The sequence below is a fragment of the Falsiroseomonas sp. E2-1-a20 genome (genome assembly GCF_051433195.1).
Taxonomy (GTDB): domain Bacteria; phylum Pseudomonadota; class Alphaproteobacteria; order Acetobacterales; family Acetobacteraceae; genus Falsiroseomonas.
This window is the reverse complement of sequence record NZ_JBHMFT010000019.1, coordinates 16,177-36,941: the sequence shown is the minus strand read 5'-3', so window position 1 is coordinate 36,941 and position 20,765 is coordinate 16,177. Positions and strand designations below refer to the sequence as shown.

21 protein-coding genes are annotated in these 20,765 nt (G+C 72.1%); 16 read left to right on the top strand and 5 right to left on the bottom strand.

Going from position 1 to position 20,765, the window contains the following annotated elements:
• Positions 1 to 59: 59 nt before the first annotated feature.
• The 11 genes from ACFHPP_RS20720 to ACFHPP_RS20670 all read left to right on the top strand — a co-directional run bounded on the left by ACFHPP_RS20720 (position 60) and on the right by ACFHPP_RS20670 (position 11,681).
• Positions 60 to 548, top strand: a complete 489-nt coding sequence (locus ACFHPP_RS20720; RefSeq protein ID WP_437165137.1) for a molybdopterin-dependent oxidoreductase — start codon at positions 60 to 62, stop codon at positions 546 to 548.
• Positions 549 to 581: 33 nt separating this feature from the next.
• A complete protein-coding gene (locus ACFHPP_RS20715) occupies positions 582 to 2,990 on the top strand; it encodes a putative bifunctional diguanylate cyclase/phosphodiesterase (RefSeq protein WP_437165136.1) in 2,409 nt (802 codons plus the stop codon).
• A gap of 97 nt (positions 2,991 to 3,087) precedes the next feature.
• Positions 3,088 to 4,062: a Bug family tripartite tricarboxylate transporter substrate binding protein gene (locus tag ACFHPP_RS20710; RefSeq protein WP_437165135.1), complete on the top strand. Its 975-nt coding sequence runs from the start codon at positions 3,088 to 3,090 to the stop codon at positions 4,060 to 4,062.
• A gap of 50 nt (positions 4,063 to 4,112) precedes the next feature.
• A complete protein-coding gene (locus ACFHPP_RS20705) occupies positions 4,113 to 6,008 on the top strand; it encodes an ABC transporter ATP-binding protein (protein WP_437165134.1) in 1,896 nt (631 codons plus the stop codon).
• Between the two features lie 232 nt (positions 6,009 to 6,240).
• Entirely contained in the window at positions 6,241 to 6,534 is a 294-nt protein-coding gene (locus tag ACFHPP_RS20700) for an AtpZ/AtpI family protein (protein ID WP_437165133.1), read from the top strand.
• A 44-nt stretch (positions 6,535 to 6,578) separates the two neighbouring features.
• A complete protein-coding gene (locus ACFHPP_RS20695) occupies positions 6,579 to 7,334 on the top strand; it encodes a F0F1 ATP synthase subunit A (protein WP_437165132.1) in 756 nt (251 codons plus the stop codon).
• 48 nt (positions 7,335 to 7,382) lie between these two features.
• Positions 7,383 to 7,619 carry an ATP synthase subunit C family protein gene (locus tag ACFHPP_RS20690; protein ID WP_430671681.1) on the top strand — a complete coding sequence of 79 codons (237 nt, stop codon included), beginning with the start codon at positions 7,383 to 7,385 and terminating at the stop codon, positions 7,617 to 7,619.
• A 94-nt stretch (positions 7,620 to 7,713) separates the two neighbouring features.
• On the top strand, positions 7,714 to 8,214 hold the full coding sequence (locus ACFHPP_RS20685; RefSeq protein ID WP_430671680.1) for a F0F1 ATP synthase subunit B family protein: 501 nt from the start codon (positions 7,714 to 7,716) through the stop codon (positions 8,212 to 8,214).
• Positions 8,215 to 8,224: 10 nt separating this feature from the next.
• A complete protein-coding gene (locus ACFHPP_RS20680; protein ID WP_437165131.1) occupies positions 8,225 to 8,743 on the top strand; it encodes a F0F1 ATP synthase subunit B family protein in 519 nt (172 codons plus the stop codon).
• A gap of 110 nt (positions 8,744 to 8,853) precedes the next feature.
• Positions 8,854 to 10,437: an ABC transporter substrate-binding protein gene (locus tag ACFHPP_RS20675; RefSeq protein ID WP_437165130.1), complete on the top strand. Its 1,584-nt coding sequence runs from the start codon at positions 8,854 to 8,856 to the stop codon at positions 10,435 to 10,437.
• A 158-nt stretch (positions 10,438 to 10,595) separates the two neighbouring features.
• The gene (locus ACFHPP_RS20670) at positions 10,596 to 11,681 is read left to right on the top strand and encodes a branched-chain amino acid aminotransferase (protein WP_437165129.1); all 1,086 of its coding nucleotides are present in this window, start codon (positions 10,596 to 10,598) and stop codon (positions 11,679 to 11,681) included.
• A gap of 66 nt (positions 11,682 to 11,747) precedes the next feature.
• Here the strand turns inward: ACFHPP_RS20670 and ACFHPP_RS20665 are convergent, their stop codons facing one another.
• On the bottom strand, positions 11,748 to 12,143 hold the full coding sequence (locus ACFHPP_RS20665; RefSeq protein ID WP_430671676.1) for a metallopeptidase family protein: 396 nt from the start codon (positions 12,141 to 12,143) through the stop codon (positions 11,748 to 11,750).
• A 54-nt stretch (positions 12,144 to 12,197) separates the two neighbouring features.
• Between ACFHPP_RS20665 and ACFHPP_RS20660 the strand changes: the two genes are divergently transcribed.
• Entirely contained in the window at positions 12,198 to 12,500 is a 303-nt protein-coding gene (locus ACFHPP_RS20660; RefSeq protein WP_437165128.1) for a 4a-hydroxytetrahydrobiopterin dehydratase, read from the top strand.
• Between the two features lie 80 nt (positions 12,501 to 12,580).
• A complete protein-coding gene (locus ACFHPP_RS20655) occupies positions 12,581 to 13,699 on the top strand; it encodes a branched-chain amino acid ABC transporter substrate-binding protein (protein ID WP_437165127.1) in 1,119 nt (372 codons plus the stop codon).
• Here ACFHPP_RS20655 and ACFHPP_RS20650 read toward each other — a convergent pair.
• From ACFHPP_RS20650 to ACFHPP_RS20640, 3 genes are read right to left on the bottom strand one after another with little or no spacing between them, the layout of a single operon-like run.
• Positions 13,684 to 14,910 (bottom strand): MFS transporter, encoded by a 1,227-nt coding sequence (locus tag ACFHPP_RS20650; RefSeq protein WP_437165126.1) that lies wholly within the window; start codon positions 14,908 to 14,910, stop codon positions 13,684 to 13,686. The two genes, ACFHPP_RS20655 and ACFHPP_RS20650, sit on opposite strands and share 16 nt — an antisense overlap.
• Complete coding sequence (locus tag ACFHPP_RS20645; RefSeq protein ID WP_437165125.1) at positions 14,907 to 15,158, bottom strand: hypothetical protein; 252 nt, start codon at positions 15,156 to 15,158, stop codon at positions 14,907 to 14,909. The genes ACFHPP_RS20650 and ACFHPP_RS20645 overlap by 4 nt, the downstream gene beginning before the upstream one ends.
• A complete protein-coding gene (locus tag ACFHPP_RS20640; protein WP_437165124.1) occupies positions 15,155 to 15,922 on the bottom strand; it encodes a hypothetical protein in 768 nt (255 codons plus the stop codon). The genes ACFHPP_RS20645 and ACFHPP_RS20640 overlap by 4 nt, the downstream gene beginning before the upstream one ends.
• A 200-nt stretch (positions 15,923 to 16,122) precedes the next feature.
• Here ACFHPP_RS20640 and ACFHPP_RS20635 point away from each other — a divergent pair, with 200 nt between their 5' ends.
• Genes ACFHPP_RS20635 through ACFHPP_RS20625 form a run of 3 tightly spaced genes read left to right on the top strand, consistent with a single transcriptional unit; the run spans position 16,123 to position 19,782 of the window.
• Positions 16,123 to 17,658, top strand: coding sequence for a winged helix-turn-helix domain-containing protein (locus tag ACFHPP_RS20635; protein ID WP_437165123.1), 1,536 nt, complete (start codon positions 16,123 to 16,125; stop codon positions 17,656 to 17,658).
• Positions 17,659 to 17,707: 49 nt separating this feature from the next.
• Positions 17,708 to 18,637 carry a phosphatase PAP2 family protein gene (locus ACFHPP_RS20630; protein WP_437165122.1) on the top strand — a complete coding sequence of 310 codons (930 nt, stop codon included), beginning with the start codon at positions 17,708 to 17,710 and terminating at the stop codon, positions 18,635 to 18,637.
• On the top strand, positions 18,634 to 19,782 hold the full coding sequence (locus ACFHPP_RS20625) for a hypothetical protein (protein ID WP_437165121.1): 1,149 nt from the start codon (positions 18,634 to 18,636) through the stop codon (positions 19,780 to 19,782). Before ACFHPP_RS20630 ends, ACFHPP_RS20625 begins: the two co-directional genes overlap by 4 nt.
• Positions 19,783 to 19,786: 4 nt before the next feature.
• Here ACFHPP_RS20625 and ACFHPP_RS20620 read toward each other — a convergent pair whose 3' ends face one another.
• A complete protein-coding gene (locus ACFHPP_RS20620; RefSeq protein WP_437165120.1) occupies positions 19,787 to 20,746 on the bottom strand; it encodes a Bug family tripartite tricarboxylate transporter substrate binding protein in 960 nt (319 codons plus the stop codon).
• Positions 20,747 to 20,765: the final 19 nt, after the last annotated feature.

The window sequence follows — 20,765 nt, the reverse complement described above, 5'->3', positions numbered from 1 at the left end:
CCCATACTGTCGGCTCCGGCGGAAAAACTGCGCGCGGCTTCCGCTTCCGGAGATCTCGCATGCACCGCCGCGCCCTTGCCGCCCTCCTGACGCTCGCCGTCTGGCCGCCCCGCGATGCGGCGGCCCAGGGCCGGCCGGTCCTGCGTGTCACCGGGACCTTCGCCGGCGTGCCGGGGCGCGAGGCCGTCTTCGACCTGCCGCGGCTGGAGGGCCTCGGCACCGTCCCGCTGGTGACGCGCACCGCCTGGACCGGATCGGCGCCGCAGCACTTCTCCGGCGTCCCGCTGGCGCGGGTGCTGGAGGCGGTGCGGGCCGAGGGAGACAGCCTGCGCGCCGTGGCGCTGAACGACTATGCCGTGACCCTGCCGGTGGAGGACGCGACGCGGCACGGCGCCATCCTGGCGACGCGGCATGACGGCGTGCCGATGCGGGTCCGCGACCGCGGTCCCATCTGGCTTTTGTACCCCTGGACCGAACGGCCGGAGTTGGACACGCCGGTGTTCCGCGAACGCGCCATCTGGCAGCTTGCCCAGATCCACGTCGGCTGAGCCGGCATGCCGCGGTCGGGCCGCAAGGCGCAGGTGAGGCCCGCCCGGGCCGCGCTGCTCGGGCCGCAGCCCCGGATCACCGCGGCCCTGCTGCTGGCGGCCGGCGTGCTGTTCGTGCTGTCGGTGGGCCTCGCGCTGCAACGGGCGCGGGAGCAATCGCGGCTTGAGGCCAGCAGCCAGCGCGTCTCGGTCTGGTTCAGCACCCAGGCGCTGGTGGAGTTGCACCGCTTCGAGGCGGCGCTGCTGCGGCTGGGGCGCGGCACCAGCGGCGCCGACCTGGAGCAGCGCTACGAGATCCTGCTGAGCCGGCTGCCGCTGCTGGCCGGTGCCGAGGAATCGGCGACCCGCAGCATCCTGGACCATGCCGATATCCTCACCGGCCTGCAGGACGCGCTGGAGCAGATCGAGCCCGATGTTGCGCTGCTGGGCACCGCCTGGGCCGAGCTTGAGGCCCGTCCCGAAGGGCAGGCGCAGGTGGCGCCCGCGGCCCGGGCGCGCGTCGTCGCGGTGATCCAGGAGGCGGATCGGCTGCTGACGCATCTCAACCTGGCGCTGCACCTCGAACGCCAGGCGGCGATCCGGGCGGCGCGCGCCAATTCGCGCACACTGACGCCGTTCTACCTGGCGAGCCTCGGCGGATTGACGCTCAGCGTGGTGCTGCTGCTGGTGCTGATCATCCGCGGTGCGCGCCGCGCCTCGGAGGCGGAGCACACGCTGCGGGTGCTGATGGATGCGCTGCCGGTCGGCATCGCCGCCTATGATTCCAGCGGCCGGGCCCTCAGCATGAACAAGGTGGCGCTGCGCCTGTTCGGCCTGAGGCGGGAGGCGGAGGTGCTGGGCCGGCGCCCCAGCGAATTCGGCGGCGTCGCCGATGCCGAGCGCGACATCGCCGAGGTGGTGGCGACGGAGCGCGCGGTGCCGCCGCATGAATGCCTGTTGCCGGGCGAGGCGGGGCAGGAGCGGGTCATGCTGATCTCCACCGCGCCGGTGTTCGGCCGCGGCGGCGCGCTGACCTGCGTGGTGCGCGTGCTGCTCGATGTCACGGCGCAGCGCGCGGCGGACCGCCGCATCCGCCACCTGGCGGAACACGACACGCTGACCGAGTTGCCGAACCGGCTGCTGTTCGGCAACCAGCTGAAACTGCAACTCGGCCGGGCGTCGGCGGCGCGGATGGTCGCGGTGCACTGCATCGACCTCGACCACTTCAAGGAGGTCAATGACAGCCTCGGCCATCCGGTCGGCGACCAGCTTCTGCTGGCCGCCGCCGCGCGCATGCGGGCGGCGATGCGGGACGGGGACCTGCTCGCCCGGCTCGGCGGCGACGAATTCGCCGTGATCCAGCCGGGGCTGGGCGAGGCGGCGGAGGCCACAAAGCTGGCCAACCGGCTGACGGAGGTGCTGGGGCGGCCCTACCGGCTGCAGGGCTACACGCTGCGCGCCGGTGCCAGCATCGGCACCGCCATGGCGCCGCAGCACGGCACCACGGTGGAGGCGATGCTGAGCCGCGCCGACATCGCGCTGTACCGCGCCAAGGCCGCCGGCCGCGGCCGCGCCGTGCTGTTCAGCCTGGACCAGGAGGCCGGGCTGCGCGAGCGGCGGCGGATCGAGGAGGATCTGCGGCGGGCGCTGGTCGAGGGCCAGTTGTCGCTGGCCTACCAGCCGAAATTCGCCTGCACCACGGGCCGCATCAAGGGCTGCGAGGCGCTGCTGCGCTGGCAGCACCCGGAGCGCGGCCTGATCTCGCCCACCGACTTCATCCCGGTGGCGGAGGAAACCGGGCTGATCCACCCGATCACGCAGCTGGTGCTCGACCTGGCCTGCCGGCAGGCGATGGCCTGGCGGGCGCAGGGGCTGGAGATGCCGGTCGCGGTCAACCTCTCGGCCGGGCATTTCAGCGCCGAGCAGGGCGTGCGGCTGGTGGAGGAAGCGCTGGCCGCGACCGGCTGCGATCCGGCGCTGCTCGAGGTCGAGGTGACGGAAAGCGTGTTCCTGCGCAGCGCGGAGGCGGCGGCGCGCAGCTTCCAGGCGCTGCGGGCGCTGGGCGTGCGGGTGGCGCTGGACGATTTCGGCACGGGATACTCCTCGCTGGGCTATCTCCAGCATCTGCAATTCGACGTGATCAAGGTCGACCGCGCCTTCATCGCCGGTTTGGAGCCGACGGGACTGGAGCCGACGGGTCTGGAGCCGGCGGGGCGTGATGGGGCGCGGTCGGAGGCCGGTCCGGGCCGGCGCATCCTGGATGCCATCCTGCGGCTGGCGCATGGCCTCGGCGCGGAGGTGGTGGCGGAGGGGGTGGAGACGCAGGAACAGTTGCTGGCCCTGCGCCAGCTCGGCTGCGACGTGGTGCAGGGCTTCCTGCTCGGTCGGCCGATGGCGCCGCACAGCCTGGCGGAGCTGGCGCGGGCGCAGCCGGTGGCGGAAGGCAGTCGCAGCGCCGCTTGACCCTGCACGACGCCGCGCCAACCATGCCGGCGCCCGCCGCAGCGCGGCGGCATTCGACAAGGCGGGACAACCGCCGCTGCATGGGGAAGACCGGCCGATGACCACACGTCGCTGCCTGCTCGGCGCCACCCTGGCGCTGCCCACCTTGCGCGCCGCCCAGGCGCAGGACGCCTGGCCCGAACGCCCGGTGCGGATGATCGTGCCGTTCCCGCCCGGACAGGCCGCCGACATCTTCGCCCGCGTCATGGCGGATGAACTTTCGAAGCGCTGGCCGCAGCGCGTGGTGGTGGAGAACCGCGCGGGTGGCGCCGGCGCCATCGGCATGGATGCGGTGGCCCGCGCGACGCCCGATGGCTACACGCTGGGCATCGGCACCTCCGGCACCCTGGGCGTGAACCCCTCCGTCATGGCGCGGCTGCCCTACGACGCGGAGAAGGATTTCGCCGCGATCACCAACATCTTCACCCTGCCGCTGGTCTTCGTCGCGCATCCGTCCTTCGAGGCGGCGGACATCGCCGGCTTCGTGGCGCTGGCGAAGGCGCAGCCGGGGCGGGTGCAGTATGCCTCCGCCGGGCCGGGCACGGCGCAGCACATGACGGCGGAGATGCTGGCGCACCGGCTCGGCCTGCAGATGCAGCACGTGCCCTATCGTGGCAGCGGGCCGGCGATGGCGGACCTGATCGCCGGCAACGTGAAGGTGATGGTGGACAGCCTCGCCTCCGCCCTGCCGAACATCCAGGGCGGCCGCATCCGGGCGCTGGCGGTCACCGGGCGGGCGCGCACGCCACAACTGCCCGATGTGCCGACGGTGGCGGAGACCGTCTCGCCGGGGTTCGAGGCGCTGGGCTGGTCCGGCATCGTGGCGCCGGCGGGCACGCCCGCCGCGGTCATCCGGCGGGTGAACGCCGATGCGGTGGCGATCCTGCGCGACCCGGCCGTGTCCGCCCGCATGATCCAGCTCGGCGGCTTTCCGGACCCCGGGACGCCGGAGGAATATGGCCGCTTCATCGCCGCCGAGATCGCCAAGTGGCGCGAGGTGGCGCGCGCGGCGAATGTGCGGCTGGACACCTGAGGCGCCGGGCCGGCTGTTGACGCCGACGCCGGGGCGGCGCTTCTAGCCGGATGTTCCTGTTCCGTCTGTTCGAAGGCGCCGTCGATCCGGTGGCGCCGCCCGGTGCCCGTGCCTCGCGCTGGGCCGGCGTGCCGGTGCCCGAAGCCCCGCCGCCACGTCGGTTGCTCGGCTTCTACTGGCACTTCGCGCGCCAAACCCGCGCGCTGTTCGGCCTGCTGTTCGCCACCGGGCTGACCGTCGCGCTGCTCGACCTGCTGATCCCGATCTTCATCGGCCGCGTGGTCGGGCTGCTGGAGGCGCATGGGCCGGAGCGCATCTGGGACGCGGCCGGCGGGACCCTGGCCGGCATGGCGGCGGTGCTGCTGTTCGCCCGGCCCACCGCCATCCTGTGCCAGAACCTGGTGACCCAGCAGGCCATCATCCCGGCGGTGACCGCCATGATCCGCTGGCAGAGCCACTGGCAGGTGGTGCGCCAGGGCTGGGCCTTCTTCCAGGAGGATTTCGCGGGCCGCATCGCCAACCGGGTGATGCAGGCCGGGCCGGCGCTGCGCGAAAGCGTGGTGCAGTCGGTGAATGCCGTCTGGTACATCCTGGTGTATGGCACCGGCGCGGTGCTGGTGCTGTCCGCGACGGATTGGCGGCTGGCCATCCCGATCCTGGTCTGGTTCACGCTGTATGCCACGCTGCTGCGCCTGATCGTGCCGCGGATGCGCGACCGGTCCCGCAAGGCGTCCGAGTCGCGCAGCCTGCTGACCGGCCGCGTGGTGGACAGCTACACCAACATCGTGACGGTGAAGCTGTTCGCCCGCGCCGAGCAGGAGGACGCCTGGGTGCGGGAGTCCCTGCAGCAGCTGAACCGGGATTTCGCCCACCAGACCCGGCTGGTGACGCTGAACGGCTTCCTGCTCTCCACCCTGAACGCCCTGATGCTGACCAGCACCGCGGCGCTGGCGATCTGGCTGTGGTCGCGCGGCGAGGTGCCGCTGGCGACCGTCGCGGCGGCACTGCCGATGGCCTGGCAGATCGCCAACATCTCCGGCTGGGTCGCCTTCAACGTGGCCGGGATCTTCGAGAATATCGGCGTGGTGCAGGAAGCCATGGGCAGCATCGCCGTGCCACGCACGGCGCCGGACCCGCCTGGCGCCAAGGCCCTGGCGGTGCCGCGCGGCGCCATCCGGTTCGAGGAGGTTCGATTCGGCTATGGCCGGGTGCCGGACGGCCCGGACGCGCCCGTGCGGGGTGCGGTGCTGCATGATTTCGACCTGGAGATCGCGGCCGGGGAACGCGTCGGCCTGGTCGGCCATTCCGGCGCCGGGAAGACCACCGCCATCAACCTGCTGCTGCGCTTCTTCACGCCGGAGGGCGGCCGCATCCTGGTCGATGGCCAGGATATTGCCCGGGTCACGCAGGAAAGCCTGCGGACCTCGATCGGCGTGGTGACGCAGGACACGGCGCTGCTGCATCGCTCCATCCTGGAGAACATCCGCTACGGCCGGCCCGATGCCAGCCCGGCGGAGGTGGTGGAGGCGGCGAAGCGGGCGGAGGCGCATGACTTCATCATGGCCCTGTCCGATTGGCGCGGCCGCACCGGCTACGACGCGCATGTGGGGGAGCGCGGCGTGAAGCTCTCCGGCGGGCAGCGGCAGCGGGTGGCGATCGCCCGCGTGCTGCTGAAGGACGCGCCCATCCTGCTGCTGGACGAGGCGACCAGCGCCCTCGACTCGGAGGTGGAGGCGGCGATCCAGGCCAGCCTGGAGCGGCTGATGGCCGGCAAGACGGTGATCGCGGTGGCGCACCGCCTGTCCACTTTGGCGCGCATGGACCGGCTGGTGGTGCTGTCCGAAGGCGCCGTCGCCGAACAGGGCAGCCATGCGGAGCTTCTCGCCAGGGGCGGCGTTTATGCGCGGCTGTGGCAGATGCAATCGGGTGGATTTATCGGGGCTTAAAGCCCTCTCCCCCCGAACGGGGGGAGAAGGTTGGGTGAGGGGGGCCGTGCCACGAGACAAGCGTTCCCAGATCCTGCACATCCCCCTCACCCAACCCTCTCCCCCAAAGAAAGCGGGGGAGAGGGCCATGCCGCAGACATGTTGCAGCGCGTTCATCACCTTGACACTCCTGCCCCTACGCCGTAGGAGCGGGCCGCCTTCCGGGCGGGGCAACCGCAGGGGAAAGCAACGGATGGCGGAAGACGACGGCTTCGAGAAAAGGCTCCGGCAGGCCCGGGCGCGGCAGGGGATGGATCCCAAGCCGGGCCTCAACGGTCCCCTGCCATCGAGCAATTGGGGTGTCGGTTTCCGCGCAGGTGTCGAGGTCGTCTCGGCCCTGATCGTGGGTGTGGCCATCGGCTGGTTCCTGGACCGCTGGCTCGGCACCTGGCCGTGGCTGTTCCTGTTGTTCTTCGTGTTCGGCGGCGTCGCCGGGGTCATGAACGTGTTTCGGCTGTTCAACCCGCGCAACGCTGCGAAGAAGTAGGCACTGATTGAGGCTGCCGCGGTGGCGGCGTCGGGAGATATCGCGTGGCCGCCGAAGGACAGACGATCGACGCGCTGAGCCAGTTTCAGCTGATCCCCATGCTGGGCCCGGTCGGCGCCTCCGTGGGCTTCTCGCAGTCCAACGCGCATATGCTTCTGGCGGCCGGGCTGATCACGGCGCTGATCATGTTCGGCATGTCGAAGCGGGCCGTGGTGCCGGGGCGGCTGCAGTCGCTGGCGGAGGCCTCCTACGAATTCGTCCAGGGCCTGGTCGTGGGCCAGGTCGGGCAGGAGGGGAAGCGCTTCTTCCCCTTCGTGTTCACGCTGTTCATGTTCGTGCTGTTCGGCAATCTGCTGGGCCTGCTGCCCTACGCCTTCACCTTCACCAGCCACATCGCGGTGACCTTCGCGCTGGCGGCTTTGGTTTTCGTGCTGATCACGGTGGTGGCGCTGGCACTGCACGGCACGAAGTTCTTCGGATACTTTTTCCCGGAAGGCGCGCCGATCTGGCTGGCGCCGATCATCATTCCGGTCGAGATCGTGTCCTACCTCTCGCGGCCGGTCAGCCTCTCGATCCGGCTTTTCGCGAACATGGTCGCCGGCCACGTCATGCTGAAGGTGTTCGCCACCTTCATCGTGCTGCTCGGTGGTCTTGGCGCCGTGGGCCCGCTGGTGGCGGTGCTGCCGCTGACGGTCAACGTCGCCCTGGTCGGGTTCGAGGTGCTGGTGGCGTTCCTCCAGGCCTATGTGTTCGCCATCCTGACCAGCATCTACCTGCACGACGCGGTGCACCTGCACTGATCGCTCGGACAGATTTCCTGACAACTTGAATCAGCAAAGGGCAACCTGATGGATCCCGCAGCCTACGTCGCCGCCTACAAGGCCCTCGGGGCCGGCATTGCCGTTATCGCGCTGTTCGGCGTCGGCCTCGGCATCGGCAACATCTTCTCCGCGCTGATCACCAGCGTGGCGCGCAACCCTGCGGCCCGCGATGCGGTGTTCCCGATCGGCATCCTGGGCTTCGCGCTCACGGAAGCCGTCGCGCTGTTCGCACTGCTGATCGCCTTCCTCATCCTGTTCACCTGATCCGCCGGCCGGCCCCTGGGGGCCGGCCAGTGCAGGGGTTCGGGGCGCGCCGCCGGTCTGGCGGCGCGCGGTTGGGACGCTGACGAGGGACACCATGCCGCAGCTCGATTTCGGCAACCCGTTGATGATCGCCCAGATCGTCTGGTTGTTCATCATCTTCGGGGTCCTCTACTACGTGCTGTCCACCTACGCGCTGCCGCGCGTGGAGGCGGTGCTGGAGGATCGCCGGCGCCGGATCGAGGGTGACCTCGAAGCCGCGCAGGGTGCCAAGGCGGAGGCCGATGCGGCCATCGCCGCGCATCGCGAGGCGACCAACAAGGCCCGCGCGGAAGCACAGGCGGCCATCGCCGCCGCCATGCAGTCCGCGCAGGCCGAGGCCTCGGCACGGTCCGAGGCGCTCGCCGCGAGGCTGGCCGAACAGATCAACGCGGCCGAGTCGCGCATCGCCGCGGCACGGGATTCGGCCATGGGCGCGCTACGCCAGGTCTCGACCGAGACCGCGGAGGCGCTGATGCAGCGCCTGACCGGGCAGTCGGAGCCGGCCGCCGTCGGCGCCGCCGTGGATCGTGCCCTCGCCGCCCGCGGCCAGGGCTGAGGAGCGCCCCATGGACACCACCTATCACGGCTACGAGCATTTCTGGCTGAACCCGACCTTCTGGGTCGCGATCTCCTTCATCCTGTTCGTGCTGCTCGTCGGCCGCACCGCCTGGGCGCGCATCACCTCGATGCTCGATGCCCGCGGCGCCCGCATCCAGGCTGATTTGGCCGATGCCTCCCGCCTTCGGGCCGAGGCCGAGGCGCTGCGCCAGCAGGCGGAGGCCGACCGGGCCGCCGCCCTGGCCGAGGCCGAGGACATGATCGCCCGCGCCCGGGTCGAGGCCGGCCGCGTCGCCGAGGCCGCGGCGCTGGAGGCTGAGCAATCCGCCAAGCGGCGCGAACGCATGGCGCTCGACCGCATCGCCGCAGCGGAGGCCGGCGCCATCGCCGAGGTCCGCAACGCCGCCGCCGAGATCGCCATCGCGGCGACGCGGGAAGTGCTGACGGAGACGATGGACGCGAAGAAGGACGCCGCGCTGATCGACAGCGCGGTCGCCGACCTGCCGCGGGCGCTGCGCGCCGCCTGAGGTCGCGCACAGCGCCGTGCCTGCCCAAGGGGGTCTCCGCAGGGAGGCCCCCATTCTATTTTGTTGCTACCGGGGGTAGGCTGAGGAGGTCTATCGTTCGGGAGAACTTCGTGCGCCGTAGTCTTATTGCCGCCGCGCTCATTGCCGGCACTGCCCTCGCCACGCCATCCGCCGTCCAGGCCAATCTGTTCCGCTGGGCCAATGACGGCGACGTCAATTCCATGGACCCCTATGCCCGGCAGGAAACCTTCCTGCTGATGTTCAACGGCAACATCTACGAACCGCTGGTCCGCCGGAACCGCCAACTCCAGGTCGAGGCCTCCCTCGCGGAGCGCTGGGAACAGCCGAGCCCGACCGTGTGGCGCTTCCACCTGCGCCGCGGCGTGACGTTCCAGGACGGCACGCCCTTCACCGCCGATGACGTCGTCTTCTCCTTCGAGCGGGCCAAGGGGCCGGGCTCCAACGTCGGCGGCAGCCTGGCTTCCGTGAAGGAAGCCCGCGCCGTCGATGCGCACACGCTGGATGTCGAGACCACCGCGCCGAACCCGATCTTCCTCGAGGAGATCACCGGTATCGGCATCATGTCGCGCGCATGGGCGGAGGCGAACAATGCCACCCGCAGCGCCGACCTGACCACGGGCGCCGAGAATTTCGCGACACGCAACGCGATGGGCACCGGACCCTTCCGCCTGGTCAGCCGTGAGCCCGACCGCCGCACCGTGCTCGCGCCGAACCCCGGCTGGTGGGACAAGCCGGAGCACAACCTGACCCGCGTCGAGTTCAACGTCATCGCCAACGACGCGACCCGCGTCGCCGCGCTGCTGAGCGGCGAGGTGGACATGGTCTACACCGTGCCGCCGCAGGACACGCAGCGCCTGTCGCGCACCGCCAACATCACCATCCACCAGCAGGCCGAACTGCGGACCATCTACTTCGGCTTCGACCAGCAGCGCGATGAACTGCTGAAATCCGATGTGCGCGGCCGCAACCCGTTCCAGGACGTGCGGGTGCGCCGCGCCGTGAACCACGCCATCGACCGCGCCGGCATCGTCCGCACCGTCATGCGCGGCCAGGCGCGCGCCACCGGCCTGATGATCGGCCCGGGCGTGAACGGCCACACCGATGCGCGGGACCAGATCCCGGAGTACAACCCGGACCTGGCGCGCCGCCTGCTGACGGAGGCCGGCTATCCGAACGGCTTTGGGGTGACGCTGGACTGCCCGAACGACCGCTACGTGAACGACGAGGCGATCTGCACCGCCGCCGTCGCCATGCTGGCCCGCATCGGCATCCGGGTGACGCTGAACGCGCAGACCCGCGCGCGCTACTTCGCCGAGATCCTGGGCCCGCGCTACAACACCAGCTTCTACATGCTCGGCTGGACGCCCAACACCTACGACGCCCACAACGCCTTCTTCAACCTGATGGCGTCGCGCCAGGGCAACCGCGGCCTGTTCAACGTCGGCGGCTTCAACAACGCCCGCTTCGACGAACTGGTGGGCCTGATGGCGGTGGAGACCGACATCGCGAAGCGCCAGGGCATGATCGAGGAGGCCATGCGCATCCACACCGAACAGGCCGGCCACGCGCCGCTGCACCAGCAGACGGTGATCTGGGCCGCGCGCAGCAACATCCAGTTGCAGCAGCTCGCCGACAACTGGTTCCCGCTGCGCTTCGTCCGCGTCGGCAACTGACTCTCCCACTGGGGGAGGGCGCTCGCGCCCTCCCCATCTACGTCAGCCAGGCTGACTTATCATGCCCCCGGCGCATGGGTGCATTGTTCCCCTTGGTGGCTCCGCCGCGACCGGCTATTGCGATAGCATCCAGCCGCACGCAACAAAGGCCAAGCGCCATGACCGCTTCCTTCAGCACCACGCTCACCCGCACGCCGAAGCCGCGCCCGGACGATGCCGCGCTGATCTTCGGCAAGTCCTTCACGGACCACATGTTCCTGATGGACTACGAGGACGGGAAGGGCTGGCACGACCCGCGCATCGTCCCCTACGCGCCGCTGGTGCTGGATCCCGCCACCACGGTCCTGCACTACGCCCAGGCGGTGTTCGACGGGCTGAAGGCGTTCCGCGGACCGGATGGCGCCATCCGCCTGTTCCGGGCGCAGCGCCACGCCGAGCGCCTCGGCAAGTCCTGCGCCGGCCTCTGCATCCCGGCCCCCGATGCCGAGCTGGTGCGGCAATCCTTCGAGGCGCTGGTGGCGGTGGACCATGAATGGGTGCCGCGCACCCAGGGCACCGCGCTGTACATCCGCCCGATCGTGATCGCGACGGATGTGATGCTCGGCGTGCATCCCTCGCACCGCTACACCTATTTCGTCATCTGCTCCCCTGTCGGCGCCTACTACAAGGAAGGCGTGAAGCCGGTGCGCATCCTGGCGACGGATACGCATGTGCGCGCGGTGCAGGGCGGCCTGGGCGAGCTCAAGGCCGCCGCCAACTACGCCGCCTCGCTCGCCGCGCAGCAGGAGGCCGAACGGCAGGGCTACACCCAGGTGCTGTGGCTGGATGGCGTGGAGCGGCGCTGGATCGACGAGGTCGGCACCATGAACATCATGATGCGGATCGGCGACGAGGTGGTGACCCCGCCGCTGGCGGGCACCATCCTGGACGGCGTGACGCGTAACTCCATCCTGACGCTGCTTCGCGACTGGGGCATGGCGGTGTCCGAGCGCCGGGTCAGCATCGAGGAGGTCATGCAGGCCGGCCGCGACGGCACTTTGACCGAGATGTGGGGCACCGGCACCGCCGCCGTGGTCTCCCCGATCGGGGAGCTGGGCTACAAGGGGGAGCGGATGCGGATCGGCGACGGCAACACCGGTGCGCTGACCCGCAAGCTGTACGATGCCATCGTCGGCATCCAGTACGGCACCGCGCCCGACCCGCATGGCTGGACCAGCACGGTGCAGGTGCCGGTGGAGGCGTAGTCCAAAGCCCTCTTCCCCCTTGGGGGGGGGTGAACGCATGCGTTCAACGGTTGGGTGAGGGGGGGGCTACCCGTCGCCCTCCAGCCGGTCGATGTCATCGTCCGAAAAGCCGAAATGGTGCGCGATCTCGTGGATCAGCACGTTGCGCACCAGCCGGAACAGGTCCTCCCCGGTCTCGACCCATTCCAGCAGGATCGGCTCGCGGTACAGGGTGATGCTGTCGGGCTCGCCCGGTGCGTCGAAGACGGATTTCTGCGTCATCGGCGTGCCGCGATACAGGCCGGTCAGTGCCCAGGGGCTTTCGAAGCCGAGTTCGGCGGCGGTCTCGTCATCCGCCACCTCCTCCACCACGATGGCGGCGCCGCGCACCAGGTCGCGCAGCTCCTTGGGGATGGCGGAAAAGGCCTGTTCGGCCATCTCCACGATGTCCTCGAGGGTCGGGGGGTGGTTGAAGCGGGTCATCCGCTGCTTCCTTCCCGCCGCCGACCGCAACGTCAAGCCCAGCCGGAGCCTGCCATGATCCGCCCCCTCGATTCCGCCGCCCGCGCCGAACTGGCGCGCAACCTGCCGCACTGGTCCCTGGTGGAGGGGCGGGATGCCATCCGGCGCCGCTTCCGCTTCGCCGATTTCTCGGCCGCCTGGGGCTTCATGTCCCGTGTCGCCCTGGTGGCGGAGCGGATGGACCATCATCCGGAGTGGTCGAATGTCTGGAACCGGGTGGAGATCCTGCTGACCACGCATGATGCCGGCGGGCTGTCCGAGCGCGATGTCGCCATGGCGCAGGCCATCGACCAGATCGAGCCGGCCCGCTTGATGTAGATGCTGGTCAGCCGCCCGGTCTCTCGCCTACCTTTCGATTCACAAGCGCCAAGCGGCGCCGCAGGCAGGGAGTGGGTGGAATGATTCAACGCAGGACGATTCTGGGCGGCGCGCTGGCCGCGCCGGTGCTGCTGGCCGGCCGTGGGGCCCTGGCCCAGGGCTCCGGCCCGATCCGCATCGCGACCGCCGGGCCGATGACCGGGCAATACGCGGCCTTCGGCGGCCAGATGCGGGAAGGCGCGCAGCAGGCGGTCACGGACCTCAACGCCGCCGGCGGCGTGCTCGGCCGGCAGCTGGCGCTGGAAATCGGCGATGACGCCTGCGACCCGCGCCAGGCGGTCTCCGTCGCCAACCAGCTTTCCTCCCGCCAGGTGGCCCTGGTCGCGGGCCATTTCTGCTCCGGCAGCTCGATCCCGGCCAGCAAGGTCTATGGCGACGAAGGGGTGCTGCAGATCAGCCCGGCCTCGACCAACCCGGCCTACACCGATGCCGGCGGCTGGAACACGTTTCGCGTCTGCGGCCGCGACGACCAGCAGGGGCTCGTCGCCGGGCGCTACATCGCGCAGAACATGAAGGATCGGCGCATCGCCATCCTGCACGACAACACCGCCTATGGCCGCGGCCTGGCGGAGGAGACCAAGAAGTCGCTGAACGCGGCCGGGGTGCAGGAGACGCTGTTCTCCGCCTATACGCCGGGCGAGCGCGACTATTCCGCCATCGTCTCCCGCCTCCAGCAGGCGCAGATCGGCGTGCTGTATGTCGGCGGCTACCACACCGAATCCGGCCTGATCCTGCGCCAGGCGAAGGAGGTCGGGCTGAACCTGACGCTGATCGGCGGCGATGCGCTGGTGACCAACGAGTTCTGGCAGATCACCGGCGCAGCGGGTGAAGGCACGCTGATGACCTTCAGCAGCGACCCCCGTAAGCGCCCGACCGCGGCGCAGGTGGTGCAGCGCTTCCGTGCCCGCAACGTCGATCCCGAGGGCTATGTCCTGTACACCTACGCCGCCATGCAGATCTGGGCGGCGGCGGCGACGCGGGCCGGCGGCACCGATCCGCGGCGGATCGCGGCGCTGCTGAAGTCCGGCGGCCCCTGGGCCAGCGTGCTCGGCGACATCAACTTCGACCAGAAGGGCGACGTCACCGTGCCGGACTACGTCTTCTACGTCTGGCGCAACGGCAGCTACGCCGAGATGTGAGGCGGGCGGGGCCGCGCCGCCGCCAGCAGCGCGGCCCCGACCAGCCCCACCAGTGCGGCCGCCAGAAGCGGCGCGGCCCTCTGGCCCGCCGCGTCGATGGCGAACGCCAGGGTCGGCGGCGCCAGCAGCAGCGCCACGCCCCGCGCGGTATACAGCCGCCCGAGCAGGGCGCCGAGGTCGCGGCTCCCGAAGCCATCCGCCGCGAAGGCCGGCAGCAGCGCCACGAAGCCCCCTTGCAGCGCCCCGAACAGCAGCGCGAAGGCCTGCAAGCCCGGCAGCCCCGGCGCCAGCGCCCACAGGCCGAGGCTGGCCGACATCGCCGCGCAGCACGCCAGGAACACCCGCGCCCGCCCCACGGCATCGGCCAACGCCGCCAGCAGGAATCGCCCGGCGATGGTGCCGAGGCCGAGCAGCCCCAGCAGCCCCAGCGCCGCATCCCGCGGCAGGCCGAGGTCGCGCGCCGTCCCCACCAGCAGCGCATGCGGCAGGGTGCTGGGCAGGGAAACCAGCACCACCCCGAACCAGATCGGCATGAAGCTGCGGGCCGCGCCTGGCGGCGCCTCGGCCGGGCGCAGTTGCACCGCGAGGGCTTCCAGCGGCGCCCCATCCAGCAGGGCCGCGCCCACCAGCCCGATCCCGGACAGCACGATCGCCAGCACCACGAAGGCCAGCCGCCAGTCGCCGAGCGCCAGCAGCGCCTCCGCCGCCGGCGGCACCAGGGCGGTGCCCACCCCGATGCCGCTGACCGCGATGCCGGAGGCGAGCCCGCGGTGCCGCCGGAAGCGGGCCTGCACCCCGGCCATCGCCGGCACATAGGCAAAGCCGGTGCCGAGGCCGATCAGCAGGCCGTAGCCGGCATGCACTTCGACCAGGCTGCGGGCGCTGGCCGCGACCAGCAGGCCGAGACCCACCAGCAGCATCCCCGCCAGCGCCGGCACCCGCGCGCCGATCCGGTCCGCCAGCGGCCCGGACAGCGGCGAGACGAAGAAGCAGGAGGCGCCGCTGATGGCGAAGACCAGGGTCAGGTTGGCGCGTCCGGTGCCGAATTCATCGGCGATCGGCTCGGCGAAGGCGGCGTAGGAATAGATCGCGCCGTAGCCGGCCAGCAGCACCAGGAAGGCGCCCGCCACCACGCGCCAGCGCGCCAGGTCCGGCCGGACCGGGGCCGGCACCGAATCGACCGCCGGTTGGGCCAGCGCCCGCCGGCTCATCGCCGCCACAGCCGGCGCAGCAGGCGCCCCATCGCGGCTCGCATCGCCTGCGCCGCCATGGTGCGCGTGGCGATCTCGGCCGCCTCCCAGGACCCGGTGCGGGCAGCCGAGCGCAGGATCGCGGCGTGGCGCTCGGGGGTCATGGCGGGGTCCGGCGCGGGCACCGCCGCGAGATCGGGCCGTGGCGGCAATGGCGCCTCCCAGGCCTCGGCCGGTGGAAGGCGGGTGGCCTGCTGCTCCGCGGTCATGGGCGTGCACCCCGCGCGGCGAACTGGTGCGCCAGCCAGGCGGCCACCTGGTCCGCGACCGCCTGGGCCGCCGCCGGGTTCGGGCTGACGCGGCGCCGGCCGCCGCGCGGGTCGGGCATCAGGGCACTACCCGGCGCCAGCTCCGGCCGCACGTCCCAGCCATGGCCGAGGCCGGGCACGCCGCGGATCACGCCGGCCGGCGGTTCCTCCAGCGCGATGCAATCCTCCGCATCCGGCGCGGCGCGGCCGAACACCAGCAGGGATGGCATCCATTCCGGCAACGCCAGCCCGGCGCAGCCGGGATCGACCGCGACGACCGGCCCACCCGCCTCCGCCGCCGCCAGCGCCGCCCGGCCCCCCGCGCCCAGCCCGATCAGGCCAAGCTGGCCCGCCGCGACGCCGGGCTGCGCCGCCGCCCAGGCCAGCGCCACGCCGGCCGCCATGGCGGAGGAGGCCGGGTCGATGCCCGGCCCGCCGCGCTCCGAGGCGATGCCGAGGCCGAGCACCAGGCTGGCGATGCCGTTGTGCTCCAGCGCCGCGACATAGGGTGCGGCGCGGCCCTCGTCGCCGAGGGCATCGGGCAGCAGCACCACCAGTGGCACCGCATGGGACCGCTCCGGCCGCAGCAACTGTGCGGTGCCGACGGGGGCGGGCAATTGGTGGTGGGTTGGCGGGCCGGCGGCGGCGGGCGCGGCCGCCAGGGCCAGCATCAGGGCGGCGGCGCGAGGCGCCAGCCTGCTGCCCCTTGGGGTTAATCCGGTCATCTGCGTGGCTCCTGTCCAGCGGACCCGGCATTCCCCGGGCTGGCGGAGCGGAGCAGCGGGCGGCGCCTTCGGTCCCGAAGCCCGCACGAAATCTTCGCGAAACCTTGCCCGGGCAGGCTTCCTGCCAGCCCAACACCGGACTCGAAGCCAGCCGAGATGACGCGCTATCCTGCCCGTCCCGTCGGGAGGTCGTTGCTGCCATGACCGCCGCGCCGCAGCTGCGCATCGGAAGCCGCTCGCTCGACCCGGACCGGGGCGTGCTGCGCTGCGCCGATGGCACCGGCGTGTCGCTGCGGCCGAAGACGCTGGAGCTGCTGCTGCTGCTGCACCGGCATGGCGGCCGCGTGGTGGCGCGCGGCGAGATCCTGGACGCGCTGTGGCCCGACCTGCACGTCACCGACGACAGCATCACGCAATGCGTGGTCGAGCTGCGCCGCGCCCTCGGCCCGGATGCCGCGCTGCTGCGGACGGTGGCGAAGCGCGGCTACCTGCTGGAGGCCGAAGCGCCCGTCACCGTCCCGCCGGCGGTCCCCGCGGCGGTGCGCAGCATGCCGGTGGTGGCGCTGCTGCCGTTCCGGCTGCTGCCGGACGCCCCGGACCTGGCCCTGGTGGCGGAGGGCATCCTGGACGGCATCGTCGGTGCGCTGGCCGGGCTGCGCGAGCCGGTGGTGATTTCCGCCAATTCGACGCGGCACCTGGCGGCGGAGGCCGACCTGCCCTCGGTCGGCCAGCGCCTCGGCGCGCACTACGTCACCGCCGGCACGCTGCGCCGTGCCGGGGACCGGCTGCGCCTGGGCATGGAGCTGGCGGAGGCGCAGAGCGGCCGGGTGCTGTGGCAGCGATCCTTCGACCTGGTGGATGCGGCGCTGTTCGAGACGCAGGACCGCATCGCCGCCATCATCGCCCACACCCTGGCGCCGCGGGTCCAGGAGGCCGAGCTGCGCGCCGCCCGGCAGGCGCCGCCCCGCGTGCTCGGCGCCTACCACCTGCTGCTGCAGGCGCGGCAGATGGTGTTCCGGCTGGAGCGCCAGGCCTTCGAGACGGCGGGCGGGATGCTGCGGCAGGCGATCGCGCTCGATCCCGGCTTCGCCCCCGGCTACGCCGCGCTGGGCGATTGGCATTCGCTGCGCATCGGCCAGGGCTGGTCGCCCGATGCGGCGGCGGAGACCGAGGCGCTGGAGGCCGCGGTGCGCACGGCGCTGGACCTCGACCCCGGCAATGCGCGGGCCCTCGCGCTGCTCGGCCACAGCCACACCGTGCTGCGCCGGCGCTACGCGGATGCCGTGACGCAGTTCGACCGTGCCTTGGAGGCGGCGCCGAACGATGCCGAGGCCTGGCTTCGCAGCAGCCCGACCTATGCCTTCATGGGCGAGGGGCAGGAGGCGCTGCGGCGCGCCGACCAGGCGCTGGCCCTTTCGCCGGAGGACCCGCTGATCTTCCGCTACCAGCACTACAAGGCCATCGCGCATTACGCGGCGGATGAGCTGGAGGCGGCGGCGGAATGGGGGCTGCGCTCGCAGCGGGCCAACCCGCACTACACCTCGAACCTGCGCCTGACCGCGGCGTCGCTGGCCGCCCTCGGCCGGCTCGCGGAGGCGCGGCCGCTGGTCGAGCAGGTGATGGCGCTGGAGCCGGATTCCCGCGCCTCCCTCGTCGCCGCCCGCACGCCCTATCGCGACCCCGCGACGCGGGAGCTGTACCGGAGGCGCGTGGCGGCGGCCGGGCTGCCGGCCTGAACCGCGCGTCTTTTCCAACTGGCTTGCAGGCCTGGAAGGAGCGGAGACGATGTCGGGTGGTGTTTCGACGGATGGTGGCCACGATGGTGGCCACGACGGGGGCCACGACGGGGGCCACGATGGCGGCCATGACGGTGGCCATGACGGTGGCCATGACGGTGGCCATGGGGGCGGCCTCGGCCTGTTCGGCGGCAACCTGCTCGCGGGCCTCGAGGCCGAGCCGGGCGAGTTCCCGCTGCTGTCCGGCGCCGGCTTCCCGAAAGCCGCCTTCGCGCCGCGCTTCCGCGCGCAGGTGCTGCTCGCGGAGTTCGCCGGCACGGATTGGCGCGCCGCGGTGCCCAGGCAACCGGACAATGGCGCGGATGCGCTGAAGGACGAGATCAAGCTGCTGCTGGCCAAGATCCCCCTGCGCGCCGGACGTGCCGCCGAGATCCGCGCCCAGTCCGACAATCTGGCGGGTGCCTGGCTGCGGCTGCTGATGGCGGATGCCGGGGGGCGGCCGGCGACGATGACGCTGGTCTCGCTGGCGCTAGCCACCGGGCACATGGTGGGCCTGCACTGGAAGTGGCACTTCCTCCGGCCCCGCCCGGTGCAGGTCTATCCGGCGCTGATGCCGATGATCCCCGCGCCGGCGCACGCCTCCTACCCCAGCAACCACAGCTTCCAGTCGCATCTGATCGCCGGCCTGTTGCATGCGGCGATGGCGCCGGGCCTGCAGCCCGGCCTTGCCGGGCCCTTCGATGCGCTGGCCGACCGCATCGCGCAGAACCGGGAGGTGGCCGGGGTGCATTTCCCCAGCGACACCAGGGCCGGCGAGGCGCTGGCCGCGGCGATGCTGCCGCGCCTGCTGGCCCTGCCGGGGGTGCAGGACCTTCTCGGCCAGGTGCGGGCGGACTATTCCGGCGTGGTCGCCGGCGCGGGCCCGGTGAACCCGCCGGCCCTGCGTCCGGTGCCGAATGGTGGCGGACCCAACCCGTGAGCGAATTCCTGCGCAGGGCCGGGGCCGAGCTTCAGCTCAACGAGCCGGAGATGCGGCTGTTCGCCCGGGCCGCGATCCGCAACTTCGACGCGCTGGCGGACCTGCTGGCGCTGAGCCCTTCGCTGTCGCGTGAGATGGCGAACCACGGCATCCGCCGCGACGCGCTGCTGCGGCGGCTGGAAGGCCTGGTCTCGCCGGCCTATCGCGAGGCCCGCGACGCGCCCTTCGTGCCGCCACCCCCGGCGCCGGGCGCCGCCGAACCCGCGCCGCGGCCACCGGCGCCCGGTGCGCCCATCCTGCAGCCGCCGCGCTGGCCCGGCCTCGGCCTGGTGCCCGGCCTGGCGGATGACGCCGAGGTTCCGGTGCCGGAGAGCCTTCTCGACTGGCCGGTGCGCAACCAGCAGCTTCGCCCCACCTGCGTCGGCTTCGCCGTGGCCTCGGCGCTGGAACGGGGGCGCGCGGCACCGGCGGCGGAAAAGCTCTCCGCCATGTTCGTCTATCAGCGCGCCCTGGCCCGCCGCCGGGACACCCTGGCGCCGGAGGCCTTCGCGGCGGAGGCCGGTGGCACGAAATTGGGCGACGCGGCGCAGGTGCTGGCGCAGGAGGGCATCTGCGGCGAGGCGCTGTGGGAGGATGACGTGCCGCTGGAGGCGGAGCCGCCGCCGCCCGTCCTCGCCGCCGCCGCGCCGAACCGGGTGCCCGGCGGCTTCCACTGGGACATCCCCTTCGGCACGCCGCGCCCGCCCAACGTCGCGCGGGTGGTGCTGGACCTGCTGGTGGATCGCGGCGTCGTCGTCATCGCGCTGCCGGTCTTCAAGGACCCCGACGCGCCGGAGGGCCTGACGAACTGGTGGTCGCCGCGGGCGCGCCGCCACGGCATCGTGCCCGACCCGCTGCTGCCGCCATGGGAGAAGGTGGCCGGCCACGCCGTCTGCGTGCTCGGCTTCCAGCCGGATGCGGCGGAGGCGCAGGGCGGCTGGTTCATCTTCCGCAACAGCGTCGGCGCCGATTGGGCGAGCGGCGCGCCGAACCGGTTGAGCCACGACCTGCCACGGGTGCCGGCGCGCGGCTGGGGGGCGATTTCCGCCCGCCATGTGGAGGGTTTCTGCTGGGAGATCTGGGCGCCACCCAGGGCGCCGGGTTGAACCTCTACTCCACCCGCATCCCGGTCGCCTGCACCACCTGCCGCCACTGGGCGGAGGCGCGGGCGACCCAGGCTTCGGCGGCGGCACCATCCCCGGCGTCGGGCGTCACCGCCCAGTTCGCCAGCCGGGCCCGCGCCGCCGGGTCCGCGAACACCGCGGCGACCAGGCGGCCGATCGCCTGGCGCTGCGCCTCCGGCACGCCGGCGGGTGCCATCAGCAGGTAGGCGAAGCGGATGTCGAAGCCGGGATGGCCCTGTTCGGCCACCGTCGCGACCTCCGGCAGCAGCGCCAGGCGCTCCGGCCCCGAGATCGCCAGCGCCCGCAGGCGGCCGTCCTTGACGAATTCGGCGCCGCCGGAGATCGCGATGAAGCCGGCCTGGACGCGGCCGGCGAGCAGTTCCGTCACCGCCTGCGCATTGCCGCGGAACGGGACGTGTTCCAGCGCGCCGCGCGGCAGGCCCAGCGTGTGGCCGAGATTGGCCATCGCCAGATGCCCCGGCGAGCCATAGCCGGCCGAGGCGTACAGCAGCGGCTGGCGCCGCGCCGCCGCCAGGAACTCGGCGAGCGTTGAAATGCCGCTGGTCGGGTGCACCAGCAGCACCACCGGATAGGTGCCGGCGACCGCCACCGGCTGCAGCGCCGAAGCCTCGAAGCCCATGCTGCCGTAGATGAAGGGGTTCACCGTGAAGGTGCTGTCGATCGCCAGCAGCAGCGTGCGGCCATCCGGCGCGGCGCGGGCGGTGAGGCCGGCGGCGATGTTGCCGTTGGCGCCCGGGCGGTTGTCCACGATCGCATTGCCCAGGCCGTGCCGCGGCGCGGCTTCCGCCAGCAGTCGGGCGATGCCATCCAGCGCCGCGCCGGGCGGGAAGGCGGCGATGATGCGCAGCGTGTCGGCCTGCGCGAAGGCGGGCCGCGCGACCAGGCTTCCGGCCAGGGCGAGCGCCAGGCGTCGGGACAGGGGCATCCGGACCTCCCAAGTTGGT